The organism is Cellulophaga baltica 18 (genome assembly GCF_000468615.2).
Lineage (GTDB): Bacteria > Bacteroidota > Bacteroidia > Flavobacteriales > Flavobacteriaceae > Cellulophaga > Cellulophaga baltica.
Map to the genome: position 1 here is coordinate 3,358,577 of NZ_CP009976.1, position 22,392 is coordinate 3,380,968.

Annotated in this window: 22 protein-coding genes; 6 read left to right on the top strand and 16 right to left on the bottom strand. The window is 35.0% G+C overall.

What is annotated here, in order from left to right; all coding sequences use genetic code 11:
- Window positions 1-15: 15 nt before the first annotated feature.
- The 8 genes from M666_RS14370 to M666_RS14405 all read right to left on the bottom strand — a co-directional run bounded on the left by M666_RS14370 (window position 16) and on the right by M666_RS14405 (window position 6,591).
- Window positions 16-735 carry a 3-ketoacyl-ACP reductase gene (locus M666_RS14370; RefSeq protein ID WP_029446413.1) on the bottom strand — a complete coding sequence of 240 codons (720 nt, stop codon included), beginning with the start codon at window positions 733-735 and terminating at the stop codon, window positions 16-18.
- 10 nt (window positions 736-745) lie between these two features.
- Window positions 746-2,272: a Dabb family protein gene (locus M666_RS14375; protein WP_029446414.1), complete on the bottom strand. Its 1,527-nt coding sequence runs from the start codon at window positions 2,270-2,272 to the stop codon at window positions 746-748.
- Window positions 2,273-2,276: 4 nt separating this feature from the next.
- Window positions 2,277-2,744, bottom strand: coding sequence for a GlcG/HbpS family heme-binding protein (locus tag M666_RS14380; RefSeq protein WP_369798386.1), 468 nt, complete (start codon window positions 2,742-2,744; stop codon window positions 2,277-2,279).
- 136 nt (window positions 2,745-2,880) lie between these two features.
- Entirely contained in the window at window positions 2,881-3,453 is a 573-nt protein-coding gene (locus tag M666_RS14385) for a Crp/Fnr family transcriptional regulator (RefSeq protein WP_029446416.1), read from the bottom strand.
- A gap of 172 nt (window positions 3,454-3,625) precedes the next feature.
- Window positions 3,626-3,991, bottom strand: coding sequence for a hypothetical protein (locus M666_RS14390; RefSeq protein WP_029446417.1), 366 nt, complete (start codon window positions 3,989-3,991; stop codon window positions 3,626-3,628).
- A gap of 72 nt (window positions 3,992-4,063) precedes the next feature.
- Window positions 4,064-4,840: an agmatinase gene (gene speB / locus M666_RS14395; RefSeq protein WP_029446418.1), complete on the bottom strand. Its 777-nt coding sequence runs from the start codon at window positions 4,838-4,840 to the stop codon at window positions 4,064-4,066.
- Between the two features lie 95 nt (window positions 4,841-4,935).
- A complete protein-coding gene (locus M666_RS14400; protein WP_029446419.1) occupies window positions 4,936-5,691 on the bottom strand; it encodes a hypothetical protein in 756 nt (251 codons plus the stop codon).
- A gap of 339 nt (window positions 5,692-6,030) precedes the next feature.
- Complete coding sequence (locus M666_RS14405) at window positions 6,031-6,591, bottom strand: hypothetical protein (protein ID WP_029446420.1); 561 nt, start codon at window positions 6,589-6,591, stop codon at window positions 6,031-6,033.
- A gap of 522 nt (window positions 6,592-7,113) precedes the next feature.
- Between M666_RS14405 and M666_RS20015 the strand changes: the two genes are divergently transcribed.
- Window positions 7,114-9,609: a PAS domain-containing sensor histidine kinase gene (locus M666_RS20015; protein WP_029446421.1), complete on the top strand. Its 2,496-nt coding sequence runs from the start codon at window positions 7,114-7,116 to the stop codon at window positions 9,607-9,609.
- Window positions 9,610-9,719: 110 nt separating this feature from the next.
- Here M666_RS20015 and M666_RS14415 read toward each other — a convergent pair whose 3' ends face one another.
- A complete protein-coding gene (locus tag M666_RS14415) occupies window positions 9,720-10,280 on the bottom strand; it encodes a DUF421 domain-containing protein (protein ID WP_081688240.1) in 561 nt (186 codons plus the stop codon).
- Window positions 10,281-10,594: 314 nt separating this feature from the next.
- Between M666_RS14415 and M666_RS14420 the strand changes: the two genes are divergently transcribed.
- Together M666_RS14420 and M666_RS14425 are read left to right on the top strand one after the other, a co-directional pair.
- The gene (locus M666_RS14420; protein ID WP_029446423.1) at window positions 10,595-10,993 is read left to right on the top strand and encodes a hypothetical protein; all 399 of its coding nucleotides are present in this window, start codon (window positions 10,595-10,597) and stop codon (window positions 10,991-10,993) included.
- Between the two features lie 19 nt (window positions 10,994-11,012).
- Window positions 11,013-11,279 (top strand): SWEET family sugar transporter, encoded by a 267-nt coding sequence (locus M666_RS14425; RefSeq protein ID WP_029446424.1) that lies wholly within the window; start codon window positions 11,013-11,015, stop codon window positions 11,277-11,279.
- An 84-nt stretch (window positions 11,280-11,363) separates the two neighbouring features.
- On the opposite strand, the gene M666_RS14430 is transcribed toward M666_RS14425, so the two are convergent.
- Window positions 11,364-13,121 (bottom strand): FAD/NAD(P)-binding protein, encoded by a 1,758-nt coding sequence (locus M666_RS14430; RefSeq protein WP_029446425.1) that lies wholly within the window; start codon window positions 13,119-13,121, stop codon window positions 11,364-11,366.
- Between the two features lie 141 nt (window positions 13,122-13,262).
- Complete coding sequence (locus M666_RS14435) at window positions 13,263-15,077, bottom strand: alpha-amylase family glycosyl hydrolase (protein ID WP_029446426.1); 1,815 nt, start codon at window positions 15,075-15,077, stop codon at window positions 13,263-13,265.
- A gap of 219 nt (window positions 15,078-15,296) precedes the next feature.
- On the opposite strand from M666_RS14435, the gene M666_RS14440 reads away from it, so the two are divergent.
- Window positions 15,297-15,842, top strand: a complete 546-nt coding sequence (locus M666_RS14440) for a hypothetical protein (RefSeq protein ID WP_029446427.1) — start codon at window positions 15,297-15,299, stop codon at window positions 15,840-15,842.
- Between the two features lie 71 nt (window positions 15,843-15,913).
- Here the strand turns inward: M666_RS14440 and M666_RS14445 are convergent, their stop codons facing one another.
- Together M666_RS14445 and M666_RS14450 are read right to left on the bottom strand one after the other, a co-directional pair.
- Window positions 15,914-16,765 carry an SDR family oxidoreductase gene (locus M666_RS14445; protein WP_029446428.1) on the bottom strand — a complete coding sequence of 284 codons (852 nt, stop codon included), beginning with the start codon at window positions 16,763-16,765 and terminating at the stop codon, window positions 15,914-15,916.
- A 183-nt stretch (window positions 16,766-16,948) separates the two neighbouring features.
- Window positions 16,949-17,395, bottom strand: coding sequence for a response regulator (locus M666_RS14450; RefSeq protein ID WP_029446429.1), 447 nt, complete (start codon window positions 17,393-17,395; stop codon window positions 16,949-16,951).
- Between the two features lie 264 nt (window positions 17,396-17,659).
- Between M666_RS14450 and M666_RS14455 the strand changes: the two genes are divergently transcribed.
- Together M666_RS14455 and M666_RS14460 are read left to right on the top strand one after the other, a co-directional pair.
- The gene (locus M666_RS14455; RefSeq protein ID WP_029446430.1) at window positions 17,660-17,812 is read left to right on the top strand and encodes a YqaE/Pmp3 family membrane protein; all 153 of its coding nucleotides are present in this window, start codon (window positions 17,660-17,662) and stop codon (window positions 17,810-17,812) included.
- A gap of 183 nt (window positions 17,813-17,995) precedes the next feature.
- A complete protein-coding gene (locus M666_RS14460; RefSeq protein ID WP_029446431.1) occupies window positions 17,996-20,125 on the top strand; it encodes a catalase in 2,130 nt (709 codons plus the stop codon).
- Between the two features lie 54 nt (window positions 20,126-20,179).
- Here the strand turns inward: M666_RS14460 and M666_RS14465 are convergent, their stop codons facing one another.
- From M666_RS14465 to M666_RS14475, 3 genes are all read right to left on the bottom strand, one after another.
- Window positions 20,180-20,614 (bottom strand): RbsD/FucU domain-containing protein, encoded by a 435-nt coding sequence (locus M666_RS14465; RefSeq protein WP_029446432.1) that lies wholly within the window; start codon window positions 20,612-20,614, stop codon window positions 20,180-20,182.
- Between the two features lie 111 nt (window positions 20,615-20,725).
- Window positions 20,726-21,496: an SDR family NAD(P)-dependent oxidoreductase gene (locus tag M666_RS14470; protein WP_029446433.1), complete on the bottom strand. Its 771-nt coding sequence runs from the start codon at window positions 21,494-21,496 to the stop codon at window positions 20,726-20,728.
- A gap of 328 nt (window positions 21,497-21,824) precedes the next feature.
- Window positions 21,825-22,199, bottom strand: a complete 375-nt coding sequence (locus tag M666_RS14475) for a hypothetical protein (RefSeq protein WP_151198067.1) — start codon at window positions 22,197-22,199, stop codon at window positions 21,825-21,827.
- Window positions 22,200-22,392 lie beyond the last annotated feature (193 nt).

Here is a 22,392-nt window from a genome sequence, read left to right on the forward strand (position 1 = left end):
TTATGAAGTATCTGATTATGGGTTTGTAGACCATAACGCAGCGCTTTTCAGCATTGCTCTCCTTGGTAATTTTAATCCTGCAACTACTAACTCTGCAAAATCTTCTGGCTGTAAAACGCGGTCTTCAGAATCTTTATCTGCAATACCCAATTCAATAGTCATATCTGAGGCTATAGTGCTTGGAGTTAGTGTGCAAACTCTAATATTATTTTTGCGTACTTCTTTCATTAATGATTCTGACATCCCTATAACGGCAAATTTAGAGGCAGAATAGGCAGATACATTTGCATTTCCACCAAGGCCAGCAGTAGAAGAAACATTGATGATATCGCCTTCATTTTTAGCCAATAAGTGCGGTAATACTTCTTTAGTTACGTAATACATTCCCATAACATTGGTTTGGATAATAGCACTCCATTCTTTTACAGGCATATCATTAAAAGAGCCAAAGGCGGCAATACCCGCATTATTTACCAAAATATCAATAGTTCCTAATTCTTCAATTATACCTTTAATACTCTTTTTAACCTCTTCATAGTCGCCTACATCAAAAACGGCATATATAGCATTAACTCCTAAGGCTTTAATTTCAGAAACCGTTTCTTTCAAGACCTTTTCATTTCTTCCTGTGATTGCGACATCTATGCCTTCTTTTGCAAAGGCTAATGCCGTAGCTTTTCCTAAACCTCTACCGCCACCAGTAATAATGGCTTTTTTATTTTTTAAATCGTTCATTCTTTTTGTTTTATTTGTTACTGGTCCAATAATCCATAACGAAAACATCTTCTATTATTGGTCCTATATTTTCTACGAGCGCGATGTGTGCTTTATGAAATAAATAAATTTCTCTGCCATGCGCATCATTAAATGTTAAAGTGAAGGTGTGCGTAAATTTTTTACTATTGCCCTCTTCACTATCATTCAGCCCCCATTCTAAATGTATAATTTCTGGAATTTCATTTTTAAGATTTTCAAAGGCTTTTTCAGCTTTGTTAATTTGTTCTGCTGTAGCCGATGCTTTAAACTTAAGATGTACCAAATGTCTTAAAATTTGCTCATTTTTTTTCGCTTCTGGTGAAATTTTATAGGAGACAATTTTTTTCAGATCAAAACGATTAGAACCAGCGATAAGAAAGTTAGTGTCTTCTATTTTATGCGACCTTAAGCCATAATAAATGGAGTAACCAGTTTCTAAATAATTGATAGGACTTAAAATACCTTCTTTAGTTAGCTTTAGAAGCTGAATACTTTCATCGTCTCTTGTACCAACTGCCAGTACTGCTTCATTCGTATCTGTTGTTACAATTTCAATTCTTGTTTGTCCTTGTAATTTGGTTTTTTCATCATCTTTTAGTACAAAATGTGGAACCAAAGCCCCTTTCTTGTTTACTTTAAAAACACTTACACCATCCCCGTGATATACAAAGTTTGGTCTTTTTATAAATCCACCTCTTTTGTAATATTTATGATGTCTATGCCCTACAATTACATAGTTATTTTCACCAAGGGTTACCCCTGTTACTGGATAGGCACCTGTTAGGTATCTATCTGTAGTATTATCGCTAATATTATTGATGTTTTTAAACGTACCATTGTCATATATTCTGAAACTACTTACGCCGTTATCTTGAAATCCGCTAGTATATAAATACGTCTTTCCTTTAATTTTATGGCTAAACATTCCTATGATACCATCGGTATGTATGTTATCATCATCTTTCATAGAAACTACATGGGTTAGTTTTCCATCCGGATGTATTTTAAAACTACTTAAGCCCGGAGTTTCTTCTAAGCCACCAATAAATAAATAGGAGGCATTTTTCATATGAATCACCTGCAAAGTTATCGCAGTACCCAAGTGAGTTTCATTGGTGTCTTCGACTAAAGAAACACGTTCAAGGGTTCCGTTAGCTTGTATTTTAAAGGTTTCAATAGCATTACCGTGCTTATTGGCTACAAATAGAAAATGAGAATCACCGATAGCATCGGCTACCATTCCTCTTGCTGGTCCTGTTTGCTTGTAGAGTTCATGGCGGCTGATGGCCGTAAGTTTACCTTCCACCTCTAAGGCATATATGTCTATAGCACCATAGCCTCCTGCGTAGATATAATGTTTCCCTTCTTTCTCATAACTTGTAATGGTAACGGTATTCTTACCGGTGATACTCTGAATATCTTTTCGGTATAACATTAGATCATCAGTACTTTGAGCGAAGCAAATTTGTGATAAAAAGAATACGACATTTAGGAAATATTTTTTTAGAAACATCATGGTTTTAATTTTTAGTACGTTCATTTGTTGATGCTAGTATTGCTACCGCGCCAGCGATAGCAATACTTCTATCTTGGTCTATGGTACCACCACTGATACCAACGGCTCCTATAATTACGCCCTTTTTATTTTTAATAGGAATGCCTCCAGGAAATGTTATTAAACCTCCATTAGAATGTTCAATGTTATAAATGATACCTCCAGGCTGTGTTAAAGCTCCTAATTCTCCTGTATCCATATTGAAATAGCGTGCAGTCTTAGCTTTTTTAATCGCTACATCAATACTTCCAAGAAAAGAATCATCCATTCTCAAGAACGCTTTTAGATGAGCACCAGCATCTACCACAGCAATGTTTACTAGCGTATTAGAAGCTTCTGCATGTTTTTTTGCAGCAAGTAGAACTTCAAAAGCTTCTTGATGCGTAATGTCATTAGTAGCTTGTGCATTTGTTTTGCTAGAAAGTAATGACATCAGTATGATAATAACAATACATTTAATTGGGGTGTAAACTGTCATAAATAGTGTTTATAATTTTAGGCTACAAAAATTATAAACAAATTGGAGAAAAATGTTGAACAAGTTCAACACTATCTCTTTTCATGAATTTTTAGGCTTGTTTTTTAATTTTGCTCAAAAATTCATGCGTAATTCCTAAATAATTAGCGGTTTGTCTATCTGTAAGTTTAGCTACAATTTCAGGATAATTTTTTTTAAAATGATGATAGCGTTCTTTTGCTGTTAGGCTATGGTTTTGAACCAATCTTCGTTGCCAAGCGACAATAGATTTTTGAAACATAATCCTAAAGAATTTTTCAGCAATGGGTACCGTATCATATAAGGTAGTTTTATCTTCTTCACTAATCATTAGAATCTTACTATCTTCTAATGCTTGAATATTTAAATCTGATGGTTTGTGGTTCATAAAGCTGTCTATATCCATTAACCACCAGTCTTTCGCAGCAAAATATAGGGTGTTTTCGTTTCCTTTAGTATCCATAGAGAAGATTCTAAAACAGCCTTCTATGACAAATCCCTCAAATTTACAGACTTGCCCTTGTTGTAAAAGAAATTCTTTTTTCGGTATTGTTTTTGGTTGAAAGAAACTGCAAAACTCTTCTTGTGCTCTAGTAGAAAATTTGACATTCTTATTTATATGGGTAAGGAGTAAATCGTTAATCATTAATTGTTTATTGCTTAGGAAATGTACTGAAAAATAGGTTTGTTTAAGCGAAGCTATTTACGGGTGAAAATAAGAAAATAAATAGTGGATAGAAAAAATAGGAGCGTATCAAAATAATATAATTTGATGGCTCATGAGTTAGTTTTTATTATTTCGGTTTAGAAATAGCATATTATAGCTGGGCTACATTTTTTGAAATCATACTATACCAAAGTATACCAGCCCATAGCCAAAGCACTAAAATGTACAGGATTCTAAGAACTATTTTTGATGCAATTATTTTACTAGCGTAGTGCCATAGGAGTCCGCCGAAAATAAAACCAACAGCCCAAAACATCCCCACAAAAATCATAGCAGGCCATACCCAATCTCCGCTCCAATGATTAAGAGTAGGGTAGGCCTTAAAAAAGAATGACACCGGGTAATAGAGTCCGGCACCCAAAGCTCCCATACTTAGAAACCCTAAGGCAGCTGTGACAAAGAATGCAATGGCAGAAAACTTTGTGGTAAAAGCTAATGATTTCCAAAAATTGAGCATAAATTGATTTTAAATACGATACTTGCACTAATGCCTACTTGAATACAGGCTGTTACGGATTAAAAGAAACGGTTACAACATTTTACCTAAAATTTCTTTCATCATTTTAGCCGCTAAAAAAGCGGTCATTTTTTGAAAATCTTTAGGCGGATTGTATTCAACAATATCAGCGCCAATAACTTCTGTATCTATACTTTGGATTAAATTGATAACCTGTCTGGAGGTTAAACCTCCAGGTTCGTGATGCGAAACTCCAGGAGCATAGGCAGGGTCAAAACCATCCATATCTAAAGAAATGTATAATGGGTTTTTAAATTTAGGTATTTTGTTAAGATCTAAATCTTTCATTTGGTGTATTTCTACCTTGAATTTATCGGCCTGTTCTGCTTGGTGTGGATTTAAAGTTCTAATGCCTACTTGTACTAGTTTAACGGCAAAACCATTTTCCATAATTCTAGCAAAAGGGCAGGCATGTGAATAACTATCGCCTTCATAATCATTATACAAATCGCAATGAGCGTCAATATGAAGAATATCTAATTTTGGATATTTTTCATGATGGGCTTTAATTATGGGGAATGTAATAGAATGATCACCACCTAAACTTAGAATTTTCGCATCTGTTTTTAAGTGTTTTTTTGTTATTTTTTCTATATCAAAATAGTCCGATATTTCAAAATCGCCTTTGTCCTCAATAGCGTCATTTTCAATGGTTATTAGGTTCTCTGTATACATATTTGCAGAACCACAATTTAATACTTCGCATATAATTGGAGGTGCCAGTCTAGGTCCTTTTTCATAAGAAGATTTATCATCAAATTTTATTCCTTGTATAATTATCTTATTCATACTTATCTTATAAAAGTTAGCTTAATTTTTGTTCGCTACCGTTTGCTTATGGATTTATACTTGAAGTATATGGAACCTCTCGTGTCCGAGAATCTTTACTCTTTAGATTTTACGGTAGCTTTTTTAGTATTGTTTAAATTGTACTCTACATAGACCATAATAAGGTTAAAGGCTAAAAAAAGAACAGGATCAAAACTGATTAATGACTCGTCTAAATTTAGAATATGTAAGATAAAAAAAGTTAAGGGAACCAAGGGCACTAATATAAATATGGAAGAGGTTAAAATTGAAAATGTTTTAATAAGCCTAAACGTGTTTTCCAATAGAAATATCTTTGCGTATGTAACCATACGGTAGGTAGTGCTTAAAACAAAAATGAGTATAGCAATATCAACACCTTGCAAGATAATGTTGCTATCATCGAAATTAGGAACTACTAACCAGCGTTCATAACTAAAATAGGCGATAACCAAAATACAGGCCAATAGTCGGTAATAAAACATCTTCTTGTTATTAGAAATAAGATGATATAATCTTAAATGACGTTCTTTAATTCGGTCTTTTATGACCTCAGGCACCTTTAAAAAAGGATTTAGAACTCCTAGTATTGAAAATAAAACAGCAATAACAACCTGAAAATTTAGGTCATCATAAAAACGGGAGTAGTAGGAAGAATTGTAGGTAGCGAGTTCAAATTGAGATAACACAATGTTCAATAAAACCAGAACAATCAAAAAAATATGAAAGTACATTGGATTTGAATAAAAAGGGGACATTGAACTTTGTACGGTATTGGTGTTGGATTGGAGTAGGTCTGTTGAAAAAGTAGTAAGCAATTTTAAAAGTTTCATTCTTGTTTGCAATAGGTAAACACCACATAACAAGAAAAAGGAGAAACCACTAATGAATATAAAAAAAATGACCACATTAGGTTCTTCCAGAAGAATAGCTAAAACAACAGAAAGACAAAGTAATGCCAAAAAAAATAAAGAATTTTCAGCATGAGCTTTTTCGTTTTTTTCTTATTTGATTTTTTCTTCTTCTTCATAGCAATATTTGAAATCCTCCGCAAAGTATCAAATTATAGGAAGTATAGCTGTACAATAACTCAATGGAAAATAATTATGTGCATTACCAATACTACATCCTCATTTAAGTACGAATATCGTGATAGTTTTTAGCATTTATATTTATTCTTTTGTAGGAACTATATCTTCTGTAATGGTATTTTTGAAATTACGTAATGCTAGTTCCATAGCCCACCAATATTTCTTTTTTGTAAGGAAGGTCCAATCCAAATAATCAAACAATCCTAGATACACCCATTCCCAAACAATACAATTAAGAAACATGGTCTTAGCTACTTTTTTCTGAATTATCGGTAATTCTATTTTAGAAATGCCATTTTCAGACAGTTTTTTTATAGCCGCTATTCTTTCAGTTTCTTCAAATGCGGTATCTAAATACGGGCGACAGATATGCTCCCAAATATCAAACCTATTACGTGAAGAAATGTTGTTTTCTTTCGCAAATTTTTCTAAAACAGTGGTACTTTCATTTTTTAGAATTATAACTTCTTGGTCTTTATAAACCAGAGAAGGAGGAATAGTGTTTAAATTTATTTCAGAGATATCTTTAGCTTCAATTTTTCTTGATTTATGTATCGAACTGTACTTGAAATAATAACCCTTTGGAAACAGCAGTTCTTTCTTCTTAAATTCAATACTTATATTATCGTAAGTCGTACTCATGCTTTATGGGTGGATGAATTTTTCGTTTCTGTAGTTTGCAAGAGGCCGTAGTTGATAATTCTTCTTAGCTCAATGTAAGCACCTAATCATTCCTGTGTAACAATTCATATTATTTGGAACTTTACAGTGTAAAAATAGCAAAGCTCTTGGAGTAGCACCACCCAGTTTACAGTGAATAATGCTGAGGATAAAAATTTTTAAAATGACGGTTCTAAAGGGATTCTTACCAAGACTTATCCCTTATATGGCGAAAAGCTTGACTAAACTTTTAACTTATTTTGTTGGGGCTCTTTAATTTTCTAATAATTATCATCTCTTCAAGTTTATGTGTTCAAGTTAATAATTTGCTGTAATTGTAGTAAAATTATAAGTGGGCGATACTTATATTTGTTAGTTAGATACTGACGGTACTGTGGTAATTGTGAATTGAAAATAAATGTTTCAATTTACATCCAGATAGTAGCAACTTTATCTGTAGACATCAAACAATACATATCTTAACACTTTGTAGATCATTTAATTATGAGTGACAAATTACAGCAAGAAAACGTGGCTTTTTTAGAAGGAGGAGGTCAAATGGGAGAACTAATGCGAAGCTTTAATTGGGCTGAAACAGCATTAGGTACTCCAAACTCTTGGCCACAGAGCCTTAAAAGCACCTTGTCCTTGCTCTTAAATTCCCATTACCCGATGTTGTTGTACTGGGGAGCAAATTATTATTGCTTTTATAACGATGCTTTCAGAATAAGCTTAGGTAGTAAAGGTAAACACCCTAGAATTTTAGGAAAAGAAGGTAAAGAATCTTGGAGTGAGATGTGGTCTACGTTGGGGCCTTTATTAGATGGTGTTTTTACAGATGGAAAACCGACATGGAAAGAAAATTTATTTTTACCTATCAATAGAAATGGTACCCTAGAAGATGCTTATTGGACCTTTGGTTATAGCGCCATAAAAAATGAAGAAAATGAAATTTCTGGGATTCTAACTATTTGCACGGAAACAACTAGTAGTGTGGAAGCTGTACAGAAATTAAAGGCGAGTGAAGACGAACTTAAGTTTGCTATTGATGCTACTGATTTAGGTACTTGGGATTATGATCCTATTCATGATAAATTAAAAACAAACGCGCGCGTAAAGAATTGGTTCGGTCTAGATACAAGGGAAAAAATAGAACTACACCAAGCTACCAATGCTATTATTGAAGAAGATCGGCAGAGGGTCAATGGGGCTATTCTAGAAGCTTTTGAGATAAAATCTGGCGGCAAGTATGATATCACCTATACCATCAGAAACAAACAAACGGGACAAGAACGGTATGTTCGAGCACTAGGGAGAGCATGGTTTAATGATAATGACATTGCCTACCGTTTTAATGGAACTTTACAAGACATCACCGATCAACAGAAAAGTATAGAACAATTAAAGCTTAATGAGAATCGTTTTAGACAATTGGTCAAGGAAATACCGGTAGGCATCTGTATTATTAGCGCTAATAATTACACGGTTAATGTGGTTAATGATATGGCGCTTTTTATTTGGCAAAAGACCTTAGAAGAAGCGCATAATAAGCCTTTGTTTGAGGTGTTGACAGAAATAAAAGCAGGAATACTCCCCATATTTGAAGAACTTATTGTCACCAAAAAAGCACAGTTCGGAAATGAATATCCTTTTATACTGGAGCGCAATGGTGTAAAGGAAACCGGATATTTCAATTTTATCTTTGAGCCCATTATAGTGAATGGGGTAGTTTCTGAAATTATGTTGGTAGCTTTTGAAGTTACCCAGACAGTAAAAGCAAGGTTTGAGTTAGAAGAATCAGAGCGTCAATTCAAGAATTTTGTCATGCAGTCTCCTATAGCTATGGGAATTTTGAGAGGGAAAGCTATGAAAATTGAAATGGCGAATGAAAGCTTACTAAACACTATATGGCGTAAGGAAAGGCATGAAGTAGAAGGAAAAGGGATGTTAGAGGTGTTTCCTAACTTAATTACTTCTAAATATCCTGAAATTATTAATGGGGTTATGGACACAGGGAATCCCGTTTCTGAAAAAGAATCTTTCGTATCCTTTAAAGATGATAATGGGTATTGGGAGTTTTACGTAGATTATGATTACATTCCTCTTAAAGATCTAGATGGTGTTGTAACGGGAATTATGTTTACCTGTACCGATGTTACGGACCGTGTGCAAGCCCGTAAAAAGTCAGAACTCTTTTCTAAAAATTTAGAGAAGCAAGTTATTCTTAGAACCAATCAATTGAAAGAGGCCAATGATAAACTGCAAATCTCTATTAGAAGTCTTGAAAATAGAAATAAAGAATTAGAAGCCTTCGCTTACGTGTCTAGCCATGATTTGCAAGAACCGCTGCGCAAAATTCAGATGTTTGCAGATAGGGTAGCGAGTAGGGAAATAGCCAATTTATCTGAAAAAGGATTGCAAGATTTTAATAAAATTATTAGTTCCGCAGAGCGAATGCGAACATTAATTGAAGATTTATTAGCATTTTCAAGGACTTCTAATCAAGAAGCTAAGTTTGAAAAAGTAGATTTGCAAGAAGTACTTTTGGAAGTGATAGATACCCTATCGGATAAAATTAAAGCTACAAAAACCACCTTAACGCATGATTCATTGGCAATCGCTACGGTAATCCCCTTTCAAATTAGGCAGATATTTCAAAATTTGATAGAAAATTCCATAAAATTTGCAAAAGAAGAAGAAGCTCCAAAAATTAAAATTAAAACCTTAATTGTTCCAGGAGAAAATTTGGGACATTTAAACCTCTCTAGCGAACAGACTTATGCAGAAATTTCTTTCTTAGACAATGGTATAGGATTTGATCCAGCGTATGCAGAACAAATCTTTGAACTCTTTAAAAGGTTACATGGTAAGCTGGAATATAAAGGAACCGGGATTGGTTTAGCTATCGTTAAAAAGATCGCAGAAAATCATCATGGGGCGATTATTGCAGTGGGGAAAGAAGGAGCGGGAGCGGAGTTTAAACTTTATCTACCTTTATAAAATTCACGGTCTATAAAGCAGTAACAATACTGTTTGTTGACGTATAGTTGGTGCTCATCATTTATACGTCAACTTTAGAATAAGGCTTGCTCAGGAATAATTCTGATATGTTACCTACCTACATCTTCTAAAAGCCAAGGATCTATGTCATCCTCATTACTTTTATGTAGGACCACCATATCTCCAGTGGTTTCAAAGATTACCGCTTTAACTTCAGAAAGTTTTACCACGTTTGCTTCTCTTAATTTGGATCTTAAGTCTCCCTCTGTTACTCGCACTTTTTTTAGGTTTTCTTTGAGAATGGTACTACCATCCATGAGTAAGGTAGGTTGGTTGTCTATTAATTTTCTAAAGGGCTCATACCTACGTAAATATGCCGCCGCTAATTGAAGTCCGTACACCATCACTAAACCTATGGCACCCTCTGTTAAACTCACAGAATTAGTTAAAACCGTTGTGGCCACCATAGAACCCACAGATACCGTCATTGCAAAATCAAAACTAGACATTTTTGAAAAACTTCTCTTTCCAAATAAACGAGTGTATAGAATGATGGCCAAATAAATACCTATAGCAGAACAAACAATTAGGAACAAGGATTGCTTATCAATCGTTAAAAGCTTATTGATTGCAGAATTAGAAGAAATTTTTAAAGTACCATAAAGTATCATAAGAAGTTTTATTAGGTGGTTAGACTGTTTTTTTTGAAATATTAGGACTATAAAATTAGGACTACGGATCAATTTCTATTGACTGTAATCCACAAATTGGGTGTTTTATTACGCTAGGGAATAGTTGCTGTAAATTCTCTGATAAGAGAATGATAAGCTATCTTTTTTTGAAGTAACAGGGTTCATTATTTAACGGAATGGGTTCATTAACCGTGTTGATTTATACTAAATTTATTTTCAATCTGGAGTGATGTGGTGCTATCTAAAATCAGATCACTCTCGGTATAACGAATAAACAATCTAAATATAGAAACATGAATCAAGATATAAACAACACCTTAAATGAGATTACTGAAATTCACTTATCCTTAAAAGAAGTTTATCAAAAACTTTCTGAAGAAGCCACGGGAGAACAACAAGAGCATTATAAGGCAAAACAAGAGCATTATGAGACCTTATCAAAAGAAATGATTCAGCTGATTTATAATTTAGGAGGAAAATACATTGAATGTAAGAATCCAACAGAGCATGAGTTAGAGGATCTTGTTGCTATGATTAGCAATAAGAAAGATACTGTATCACTTGAGAAGGTGGCAGAGAAAACGGATGAATTTAAACAGATGGCGAGAGAAAAATATGAAACGGTACTCCAAGAACATCAATTTTCACAGGACGAAGAAGAATTACTCAAAAATCATATACATAAATTATAAACGCATTGTTGATCATTCTATGGAGTTAGAAGAAATTATAGGAACATTGGCGGGCATTTTTACAACAGGCGCCGCTGTGCCACAAATAGTAAAGGCATGGCGTACCAAAAAAGTTAATGATGTTTCACCTTATATGTTTTTTGTTCTTATCATGGGTGTTTCACTTTGGACTCTCTATGGAATACTCCTTGAAGATGTGCCTATCATCATCACGAATGGTATTTCTACTTGTTTAAATGCTGCAATGCTTCTATTAATAGTTAAGTATAAGCGTAAATCTGTTTAATTAGAAAAATTTTATAATAGAGAAAGCGTAGTTAGCACCATACTAACTACGCTTTCATTTTTTGTATTCTAGCTGTCTGTATGACTATGATACCAAATTACTTTTTTCTTGAAATGATTTGATGAAGTCTTCTACAACAATACGACTTGTTAATTCACAAGACTGTAGTCCAAAAGAATAGGGTCTTACTCCAGAGGTGTGGGTAAACGATAAATCATATAAATTAGGTACTTCATTTCCCGAGACGTCGATAAGTTGAAAATTAGTGGAGACATCAATACCATTTAATTTTAGATACCAGCTTTTTTTATTTTTGATAAGATTAAACTGATGCTCTTCTCCAATCAGATCATACATTTTTTTTATGCTTGCTACTTTGCTTCTTGCGGCACGTACTTTTCCACTATGGACTAAAGATTGAAAAGGAAAATTCTTTAGTGAAATTGATTTTTGCCCAGAGCAGGTGATAAACTTTTTATAGCTTATCTTTTCATTCCCCACCTCAATGCTAGTTTCTTTCAGGTCGCTTGTTTTTTGATCTAGAAGCTTTACAGCGCCTTTCTTTAAACTTAGCTTCCCTTTTTTGTGTAGTGCAAGCATTATTTTAGCAGATTCTAGAGGCATGGCAGCAATGACATTTAATAAGAAAGGCATCACTTGTTTGTTGAAGGTATAATGATCTTCGGCCGATAAAAGTTCTGCATGAAAATTTAAGGTGTACATTAAATCATCAATCACCTCTTTCCAATAAATAGGTTGCTCTTTTTTTATGGCGCTTTGTGCTTCTACAAGTTCTTTTTCCATACCCTTGAAAGGATCTGGATATTCGTGTTTTTTGGTCATAACAGCTACAAAATCTAGAAATCCAAAATCATCGTTTTGTAATTGGCCTACCACATCAAGCAGGTCATCTTTGAATAACGCTTTACGTAAGGCAGGCTTGCATACCAAATTAAAATAAGTATCTAACCCTAGAAATCCGTTTTCATCCAATATATCAAGCAATACATTTTTTGTAACATGTCTATAGACTTCTCGCATAGGCTCTTTTTGTTCGTATTGCAAATGAGGCAACCAACCATTAAAATCGTGCATAACAATAGTAAATTGTTCCGTGTTTGCATCTGGAATGTATTCAATTTCAGTCCCCTGTTTTTTAAAATGACCATGTCTTCTAGAGAGGGAAGAGACCACATCAAAAGCGCTCAAAGAGGCGCCTAAAATACCTACCGTATAATTATCATAAGTACCTTTTTTTGGTAATACTTTAGTAATAGGCCAAGGCGATGCAAAATATCCTAGCTGCGTATTATCCTCATTAATCCATTCATGACCTGAAGCAATAATTACCCCATTACAGGTAATGCTGCCCCTATCTTGTATGACGAGCTCAAATTCCTGTGCCGTTTCTGAAGCTATGATATCTGTAACTTCCGCGTTGCATAATTCTACAACTTTGATATTGGCGTTTTCTAAAAGGCTTTTGTAATGTTCATATTCATTTTTGAAATACTGCCCTAAGACAAGTCTAGGATAGACGGCAGTTTCAGAAATCTTGTCCGCATCTATTTCTAATGCTTTTAGTGCTTCTTTAGGTTGCTCTTTTAACCAAGAGGCTAAAGACTGGCTCAAAAAAGGAATCTCTTCAGAGGAGATATTAGACATATTACACAACTCCGTATATTTCTCGGAATACGGCATGCCAACGCCTGCATTCGTTTCTTTTTCTGTGATATATATGGTAGTAATTTCTTTAGAAATTACCGTACTATTATCGGCTATGTTTTTTAGAACGTAGAGGGCTGTTGGGCCACTACCTACAATACCTATGCTTTGTTTCATAGTGTTAGTTTAAAATATGAAAATTTACTATAAAAGTAGTTTTTGATAGGCATTCTAATTAACTCAAACACCAAAAAGAAAAACCCTAAAACAATGTAGTATACTAGATTATTTTAGGGTTTTAAAAAGTAAATTAGAGCCTTATAAGGTATATATTTGGCAGCAATATCCGGGAATGGTCAGTTTGCCAGTCCATTCTTGACCATCTGTTTCTTCCTGAAAATGATTAATCCCTTGGATCTCCAAGTCAGAAAAATCGGGATCGTAACCATTCCACGAACTGTTAAAACGCAACTTCCAATCGGCATTCTGTTCCAAACCAATTCCATAATTTTGGTAATCTATAGTACTAAAGTTTAAAATAACAAGTACGGGTTCTTTATGATCTCTATCTTCTCTAATGTACGCCAGTATTTTGGTCTCATTATTAAAATGGACTATCTGAATCCCTTGATCTCTTAGCCCTGCAGTTCTATCATGTTTACCTGTTCTTAAGCAAATTAAATCTCGAACCAATTTCTGGATGCCTTTATGTTTTTCAAATTTACTCCAATCTAAAGCTTCCGTATCTTGAAAATATTCATCTTCTATAAATTCTTGTCCTTGAAACAGCATGGGTATTCCTGGTGCGGTTAAGGTTAAAGCTATTCCTAAGACAGCGCGTTTTTTAGCAAAGGCGCTCTCCGCATCTCCAGGCTGTATTTCTTCCGGAACTCTTGCTTTACCATTGGCCACCTCATCATGAGATTCTGTATACACAATTCTAGTAAAGACATCTGTACTATATTTAAATTCTAAAGCATCTACAATTTTTTGTAAATCTCTAGAAGTATCATAAGGATCTTCTAGTACTTCTCTCACGGGGTGTACAAAATTCATATCCCATTGGCTTCCATAACCTAAGCCATTGTGTTCAATGGGGTCAGTCACGATATTATCTCCTTTTAAATCTTCTGCAATGGTGAGTATGTGAGGATATTTCTCTTGTAATTCCGCATTTATATCACGCATTAAGATATTCCCTTCTTCAATTTCGGTATCATAACCTAGTCCACCACCCTCATAACGTATATAGGAGGTAGCGTCCATTCGTAAGCCATCACATTTATATTTTTCAATCCACATTAAGGCATTATCTCGAAGGTATTGCCGAACTTCTGGTCTGCCATAATCAGGTCTAGTATCTCCCCATGGCGTAGCGCTTCTATGGTCATTATAAAAATAAATGCCTCCCTTATCATTTTCGCCCCAACCATCAAATTGCCATAAGTCCACATCGGAAGGTCCTAAATGGTTATATACCACATCTATAATTACCGCAATACCTTTTTCATGAGCAGCTTTTACCAATCTAGCAAAAGCATCAGGACCTCCATAATCTTGTTCTATAGCAAACGGATGAGCAGGATTGTAGCCCCATGAAATACCTCCTGCAAATTCGGCAACGGGGAGTAATTCAATACAGTTTATCCCTAATTTTTGTAAATAGGGAAGTTTTTCTATCACACTATCAAAATCAGCCACTTCGTTAGGATCTTTTCTATTGAATGTACCTACATGCAATTCATAGATAACTAATTCATTCCAGTGGGCCATTTTAAAATTATCATCACCCCAATCAAAATTCAATGTTCTTACAATAGAGTTTCCTATACTACTAGTAACTTCAAAAGCATACGGGTCATTACGTTCATATTCTTTACCATTGGCATGGATAATATATTTATACTCGTCACCTTCTTTGACCGAATCAAAGGCTGCTGCCCAGTACCCATTTTCTTCTAAAGCGAGCGGCATGTTAGTACGCTTCCAATCATTAAAAGAACCCATTACAAAAACTTTTTCAGCATTTGGAGCCCAGACTCTAAATGTTGTTTTACCATCTTTTAAAACAGCTCCCATTCCCTGAGATTTGTTGATGGTCATATCCATCTCTTTATATGCTAATTCAGCCATTTTTTTATATTTTTAAGTACTTGTTTTCTTCCATCTAAAGTAGCCTTAGTACCTTAGTATCAGTACCCCTAATAGATTTTTTGTTAACCCTAATTGCTTTGTGCCTTATTATTTTTAGGAGCTTTGCATGTGTTGCGATTGTGTTAAATCTTATATGGAATAGAGTATAGCAGCTCTAAAAAGGAATGTACTTTTCAGACCTTAAAAACAAAAGAACTAATGGGCATCAGTAAGTATACAAAAAGAGCAATTATTGGCGGGGTAATTTCTTTAGTGGCCATCATGACAGGAACCTTTTTATTAGGAGAGTTGAGTGGTTATGAAGCAAAAGTGTTAATTAAACATTCCTTATCAGGATTAAATATGCTTTGCAATACCATTGTGTTGGCTTCCGCTACTATTTTGGCCTTACTGTTAACGCTCTTGAGTTTGAGTTCTGCCTCGAATACAAAACTGAAAAGAGATCATTATTTACATGTGCTACAGATTGCTAAAATAGACACCGCGGTTTTTATTATCGCTTTGATTTCGTTTTTAATCTTTAATCTTCCTATTACAGAATCTGATAATGTTCCGGATAATTGGTTTAATGCAATTTACTATGGGAGTTTGATTGTTTCTAGTATCTTAAGTTCAGCATTAATTGTTGTTGTGCTGATGCTGTATAATACCGTAGTAAATATTATAAGAATTGTTGGGTTAGGGGAGAAAGATCATCCGTTGACTATAAAAAAGGACACCACGGATAGCGAGGAGCAGTCGTAAAAAAAGAGAAAATTTCAACTTGGAGTATTGAAATTTTCTCTCTTTTCTTAAGTCCTTTTTTTAAGTAGTCATTAACCACCCACGACAATACCGCCATTGATGTGTAAAATCTGTCCTGTCATATAACTAGAGTCTTCTGCTGCTAAATACACATACGCAGGAGCAACTTCCGATGGTTGTCCGCAACGACCTAAAGGCGTATTTTTTCCAAAATCTCCTATGCCTGTCATGGTAGCAGGAATTAAAGGTGTCCAAATAGGGCCTGGAGCTACACCATTTACAAGAATGCCTTTTGGCGCTAATTGTGCAGATAATGATCTTGTAAAAGAAGTAATAGCTCCTTTTGTGGAGGCATAATCTATAAGTTCATTATGACCCTTGTATCCGGTGACTGAAGTGGTATTGATAATTCTAGCCCCTTTTTCCATGTATTGGTACGCCTGTTGCGTCAGGTAAATCATAGATAAAATATTAGTTCTAAAGGTCTCTTCTAAGTGTTTAATAGAAATTGCAGAGAACTCTTCTTCTACATATTGTGTTGCGGCATTATTGACTAAAATATCAATTTTACCGTAGGTTTTTATCACAGTCTCTATAAGATCTTGGCAGTATGTAAAATCTTTAAGGTCGCCACTAATCTTGATACAGTTTTGGCCTTCTTTTTCTATCATATCGGCTGTTTCTTCCGCATCTTTACGCTCGTTTAGGTATGCTATAGCTATATCTGCGCCCTCTTTGGCATAATGTACCGCTATGGCGCGTCCAATACCGCTGTCGCCACCCGTGATTAAAGCTACTTTTCCTTTTAGTTTTCCACTACCTTTATAAGTAGATTTTATGATCTCAGGCTTTTCATTCATGGCCGATTCCAATCCTGGTCTTCCTATTTCTTGTGCATCTTTTTCTTTTAAATCCTTACCCATTAGTCCTAGTTTTAAGTGTTGAATTGTTATGTTGAGTGCTATCCATATATATGAATAGTCCCTACAAAGAAAAACTTGTTTATAGAAAATGATTGATGCTAATGCATGAAAAGTTACCCTAATCTCATCTAGAGTAGAAATTTATAGCAATAGTTAATAAGGAAATTATAGGCGTGATGCAGCTTATACTTTAAGGATAAAGTGCTCTCTCTGAAAGTTGCATAAGAAATCTGACCAGTTCATACTCAGAATTTTCTGCATACAGTTCTTTAAATCTTGAAATCGGTTAGGTTTAATTACATAAAGATTGGCCCCTTTTTCGTAACAACATTGGATGTCTAGACCACTAGAAGAAGTAGAATACATAGCCACAATAACATTTTTTAGTGTTGCATGGCTTCTAATTAGTTCTAGACATTCTGTACCATTCATAACCGGCATGTTTAAATCTAAAAATATAATATCGGGGATGATATCACTATTGGCATCAGAAAAGCATAGCGGTTCTTTGCCATTCGCGAATTCTCTCAACTCAAAATTTACGTCTAAACTTTCTAGTCCTTCTATAAAGAAAGATCTATCATCTTCATCGTCATCAACTAACCATAATATCAATTTTTTGTCAGTCATAGACGCAATGAGATTAATTTAATGTGATTGGTAAAATTAGGTTATTTTCCGATTGAGTACCTCAAAAAAATAAAGATTATCAATTCTTAACTTTAAATTAATAAATAAAATTGATACTAACACCATGGTTCCTTCATATTATGAATATTAATTTACCGGAGGATTTTCGGAACATTAGGCATACTAGCAAAGATTTCATCGTATTGAGTTAATCTATACAGCTAAGCTACAGTAGTTTTGTAGAAACAAATAAAACAATTAATTATGTCATTGATAACAATACTATTAAATATATTTTTACCACCATTAGCTGTTTTTTTAAAGCACGGTTTAGGAACTACTTTTCTGATAAGCGTTGTATTAACCATCATTGGTTGGTTGCCAGGTGTAATACATGCATTTATAGTGAATAAATAAAATTTTGAGTCGTTTAGTTGATGAGCGCCACTGTGTAAGCAGTGGCGTTTTTATTTTTAAGCATTACTAAATTTTGCAATTGAGTTAATCATTCTTTTTTTTAAGGTAGTTCAAATTCTTACATCCATTTAGCTTTATCTCCAATTGAGACCACTATTGGAAACACTTAAAAACCCTAACACAATGGATGATAAAAGAACACCTACAGAAAAAGACAAACAATTAGAAAATTATAAGGTAGATTATACAGATAAGCCCTTAACCACACGGCAAGGTTTAAAAGTTAATGACACCAATAACTCTTTAAAATCGGGGCCTAGAGGTGCCACATTGCTTGAAGATTTTTTACTGAGAGAGAAAATTCACAATTTTGATCATGAGCGTATTCCGGAGCGCATCGTGCATGCTAGAGGTAGTGCTGCCCATGGATACTTTGAACTGTATGAAAGTATTGAAGAATATTCCAAAGCTGGTATTTTTAGCGATACTCAACGAAAAACCCCTGTATTTGCACGTTTTTCTACGGTAGCGGGTTCTAAAGGTTCTACAGATTTAGCACGCGATGTGAGGGGTTTTGCTGTTAAATTTTATACGGAAGAAGGTACATGGGATTTGGTAGGGAACAACATGCCTATTTTCTTTATTCAGGATGCTATGAAATTTCCAGATTTAATACATTCTGTTAAGCCAGAACCTAACAATGAAATTCCACAAGCAGCTTCTGCTCATGACACTTTTTATGATTTTGTATCCTTAACCACAGAAACCCTACACAACCATATTTGGGTGATGAGTGATCGCGGAATTCCACGTAGTTTGCGAATGATGGAGGGCTTTGGAATACATACCTTTAGGCTGATTAATAAGGAAGGAAAAGCACATTTCGTAAAATTTCATTGGAAGCCAAAACTAGGAGTACATTCGGTTACTTGGGATGAAGCCGTAAAAATTAGTGGTGCAGATTCAGATTTTCACAGAAGAGATTTATGGGAAGCCATAGATGCTGGGCAGTTCCCGGAATGGGAATTAGGACTTCAAATAATTCCTGAAGAAGATGAGCATAAGTTCGATTTTGATTTATTAGATCCTACCAAGCTTATTCCGGAAGAAATGGTACCTGTGAAGATTATTGGGCGTATGGTCTTAAATAGAAATCCGGATAACTTTTTTGCGGAAACGGAACAAGTGGCATTTTTACCAGGTAATGTAGTTCCTGGAATTGACTTTACCAATGATCCTTTATTACAAGGGCGTCTTTTTTCTTACCGAGATACGCAACTATCGCGTTTAGGAAGTCATAATTTTCATCAATTGCCCATAAACAAATCGGTAGCACCTGTACACAACAATCAAAGAGACGGACACATGCAAATGGAAATCCCGAAAGGAAATACCGCATATTTCCCAAATTCTTTAGGTGGCGGATGTCCCTATTTATCCTCGGTAGAAGAAGGCGGATTTGAATCCTATCAAGAACGCATAGATGCCCACAAAATACGCACCAGAAGTGAAAGCTTTAGTGATCATTTTTCGCAACCAGCATTGTTTTACCGAAGCTTGGCCTCTTGGGAGAAAAATCATGTGATTGATGCGTATTCTTTTGAGTTAGGGAAATGTACGCATGATCATATTAAATCACGTATGCTATGGATTATAGCTCAGATTGATGAAGCGCTGGCCAATGAAGTAGCCGATAACCTAGGGATGAAAGTACCGGATGATATTGAAAGGCCTATCAACCAAGCTATTGGAGCCAATGCTAATGTAGAAGATCATCAACCTAAAAAGAAAAAAATATATTTAGAGGAATCTCCTGAATTAAGTCAGGCACACACAAAATTTGATACGATAGCCACACGCCAAATTGCATTTTTGGTTGCTGATGGTTTTCATATGAAAGATTTTGAAGCCATGAAGAAAGCACTAGAAGCAGCGCATGCCGTAGTAAAGCTTGTGGCGCCACACGGAGGCACGGTAATGTGTGATGAAAAAATGGAGCACAAAGTAGATGCTGCGATAATGACTACGGAAAGCGTATTGTTTGATGCTATTTATATTCCAGGCGGAAAAAAGTCTATAGACGCACTTTTAGCCAAGTCAAAATTCACCAAATTTATCAATGAGGCTTTTAAACATTGTAAAGCTATTGCGGTGGCTCATGAAGGAGAAACGCTATTAGATGCTACTGCTGTTGTAGATTTTAAGAATGATGCTGCAGTATTTATCAATAAAGATCCTAAAGATTTTATTGCAGCCGTTGCAAAGCACCGTAATTGGGAGCGAATGGATGTCGCTGCAGAAATAGCAGTATAAATTATTATATAAGCCTAGAGAAATTTTTTCAAAATCTCTAGGCTTTTTTTATGCTTAAAAATTACTTTCTTCCGCCATTTTTACAACTCCTACCGTTAAAATTACATTTGCAAAACGACGCTGTTCACCTGTTTGAATAATCAATGTAGTAGCGGGTTCTCTTATTTTATCATAGAAGGCCCAGCGTTCCATAGCCTCCCAAGTTACATCTCCTAAAAGCTGCTTATAGGCATCATGTATTTCTGCGTTAGCTTCTGCAGGTTTTTCCATAACGATAGCCCCTTGAATAGGACATACTTCTAAAATACCTTCAAGAACCGTAAGCGCATCTAACAATCCCGGGCGAAAATTTAAATGGACCGTAGTAGAATTAGGACCGGTCATAGCACCAACAGGCAAATTCCCATCTGCAATAACCACCTGAGCAAAATGCCCAGAACGTGCAAGCGCTTCCATTATTGTAGGGTGAATTACTGGTGTCTTTAGCATATATTTTATCTTTAAAAATGAATTAAACAGAAAAGACACGCTGTGTCGTTGTTACTCGCCTTTTCTATTTTACAGGCCGTGTATTATGAAATACGGAGCTGGTATTGACTATTATATATTATAAACACCACCATTGATGTCTAAAGTGGCACCAGTAATGAAGCCATCAAATTCTGAAGCTAAGTAAATAACGGCTCTAGCCACATCGTCTGCATTTCCTGCCCGTTGAATAGGAATGCCTGCCGTTGTTGCTGCGGCAGATTCTTTTGTGGTATGTGTATTATGGAATGATGTTCCTAAGATTAGCCCCGGAGCAACAGCATTTACGCGCGTACCTTGAGGTCCTAATTCTGCAGAAAGCGCACGCGTGAAGGTTAATATAGCTCCTTTACTAGTAGAATAAGCTAATGACCCAGGATGCCCACCTTTACGGCCGGCGAGTGATGCTAAATTTACCACACTACTCGCTTCATTTTTAGCTAGGTGAGGAGCAGCTGCTTTGGTTACAAACATCATAGAAGTAAGGTTAATATCCATTACTTCATGCCAAAATTCGGCTTCCATTTCGTTTAACATTCTACGCGCTACTAAAGATCCAGCGTTATTAATTAAGATATCTAAACTACCAAAGGCTTCTACTGTTTTAGCAACCAAAGCATTCGCATCTGTTTCTTTTGTCAAATCGCCACTGATAGCTATCGCTTTTTGCCCTTTGCTCGTTGCATATTCTGTCAATTGGTTAGCGGTTTCCGCACTAGAAAAATAATGGATAGCTACATTGGCTCCGCTATCAATAAAATGTTTTGTAATTGCCTCGCCAATACCTTGCGCGCCAGCAGTGATTAGAACATTTTTCCCAGATAATTTAGTATTGTTTTTCATATGTTTTAGCTTCTAGTAGAATTTATTTTTAGTATAAAACTTAAAAGAATCCTTAAGGTGAATCCTTTTTCGCTTTTTACAAATATAATATATAGCAAACTATTTGTAGAAAACCTACGAAAAGGACCATATGCATCTCAAAAAGTTATAGACTAATCGAGTAATAAGCTTCTAATGGTGAATGGCCTATTTTTTAAGGAATTATTAAAGCGACACTGTTCCTACTTTTTAATAATTTACGTTTTGATACTTCTGGAGAATACTTCCTTCTTTACAACTTCGCTTTTTAACCTCTAAATAATCATTTTCATACAACTTAGAAGTGACGCTAACAATCACCTCCTTTAAAACTATCGCTATACGCTTTAATGGCTTTTTTATCATTTCCAAAAACAAAGTAGGCTATAAGTAATTGTTGGTCGTAATTTGAAATAATTACCATTCCAGTATTTACCTGTACTAGTTTAGTAAAGTAATAGGTATCACGATTGTTACCTGTGTTAGGGATATAATCTAATGAATAGCTTTTTAATTCCTCTTTCGTAAGCTCTTCAGATTGTTCTATTTCAGTTCTTAAATAGAAGTTATTGATTTCTTTAACACGACAGGGTTGATCGTCATTTCCATAATACTCCAATAACTTAGTAATACGTTCATATTCAGTAGTTAACTTTAAGTGGGCTGCATAATTTTTGACAATCAATTTTGTAGCTTTTGAATAGTGCTCGTTAGTATCTTTTGTTGTTGAAAGTTGTAATCTAGCAAGTTCGGAATTAATTGATACTCTTATGAAGCTGTCGCTTCTGGTACCCACCTACAACTCTTCCATGTAGTCTTCTATTTCTTGAAGAGTTATTGCTGTTTTTTCTTGCTGTTTTATAATCACTTCAGCATCG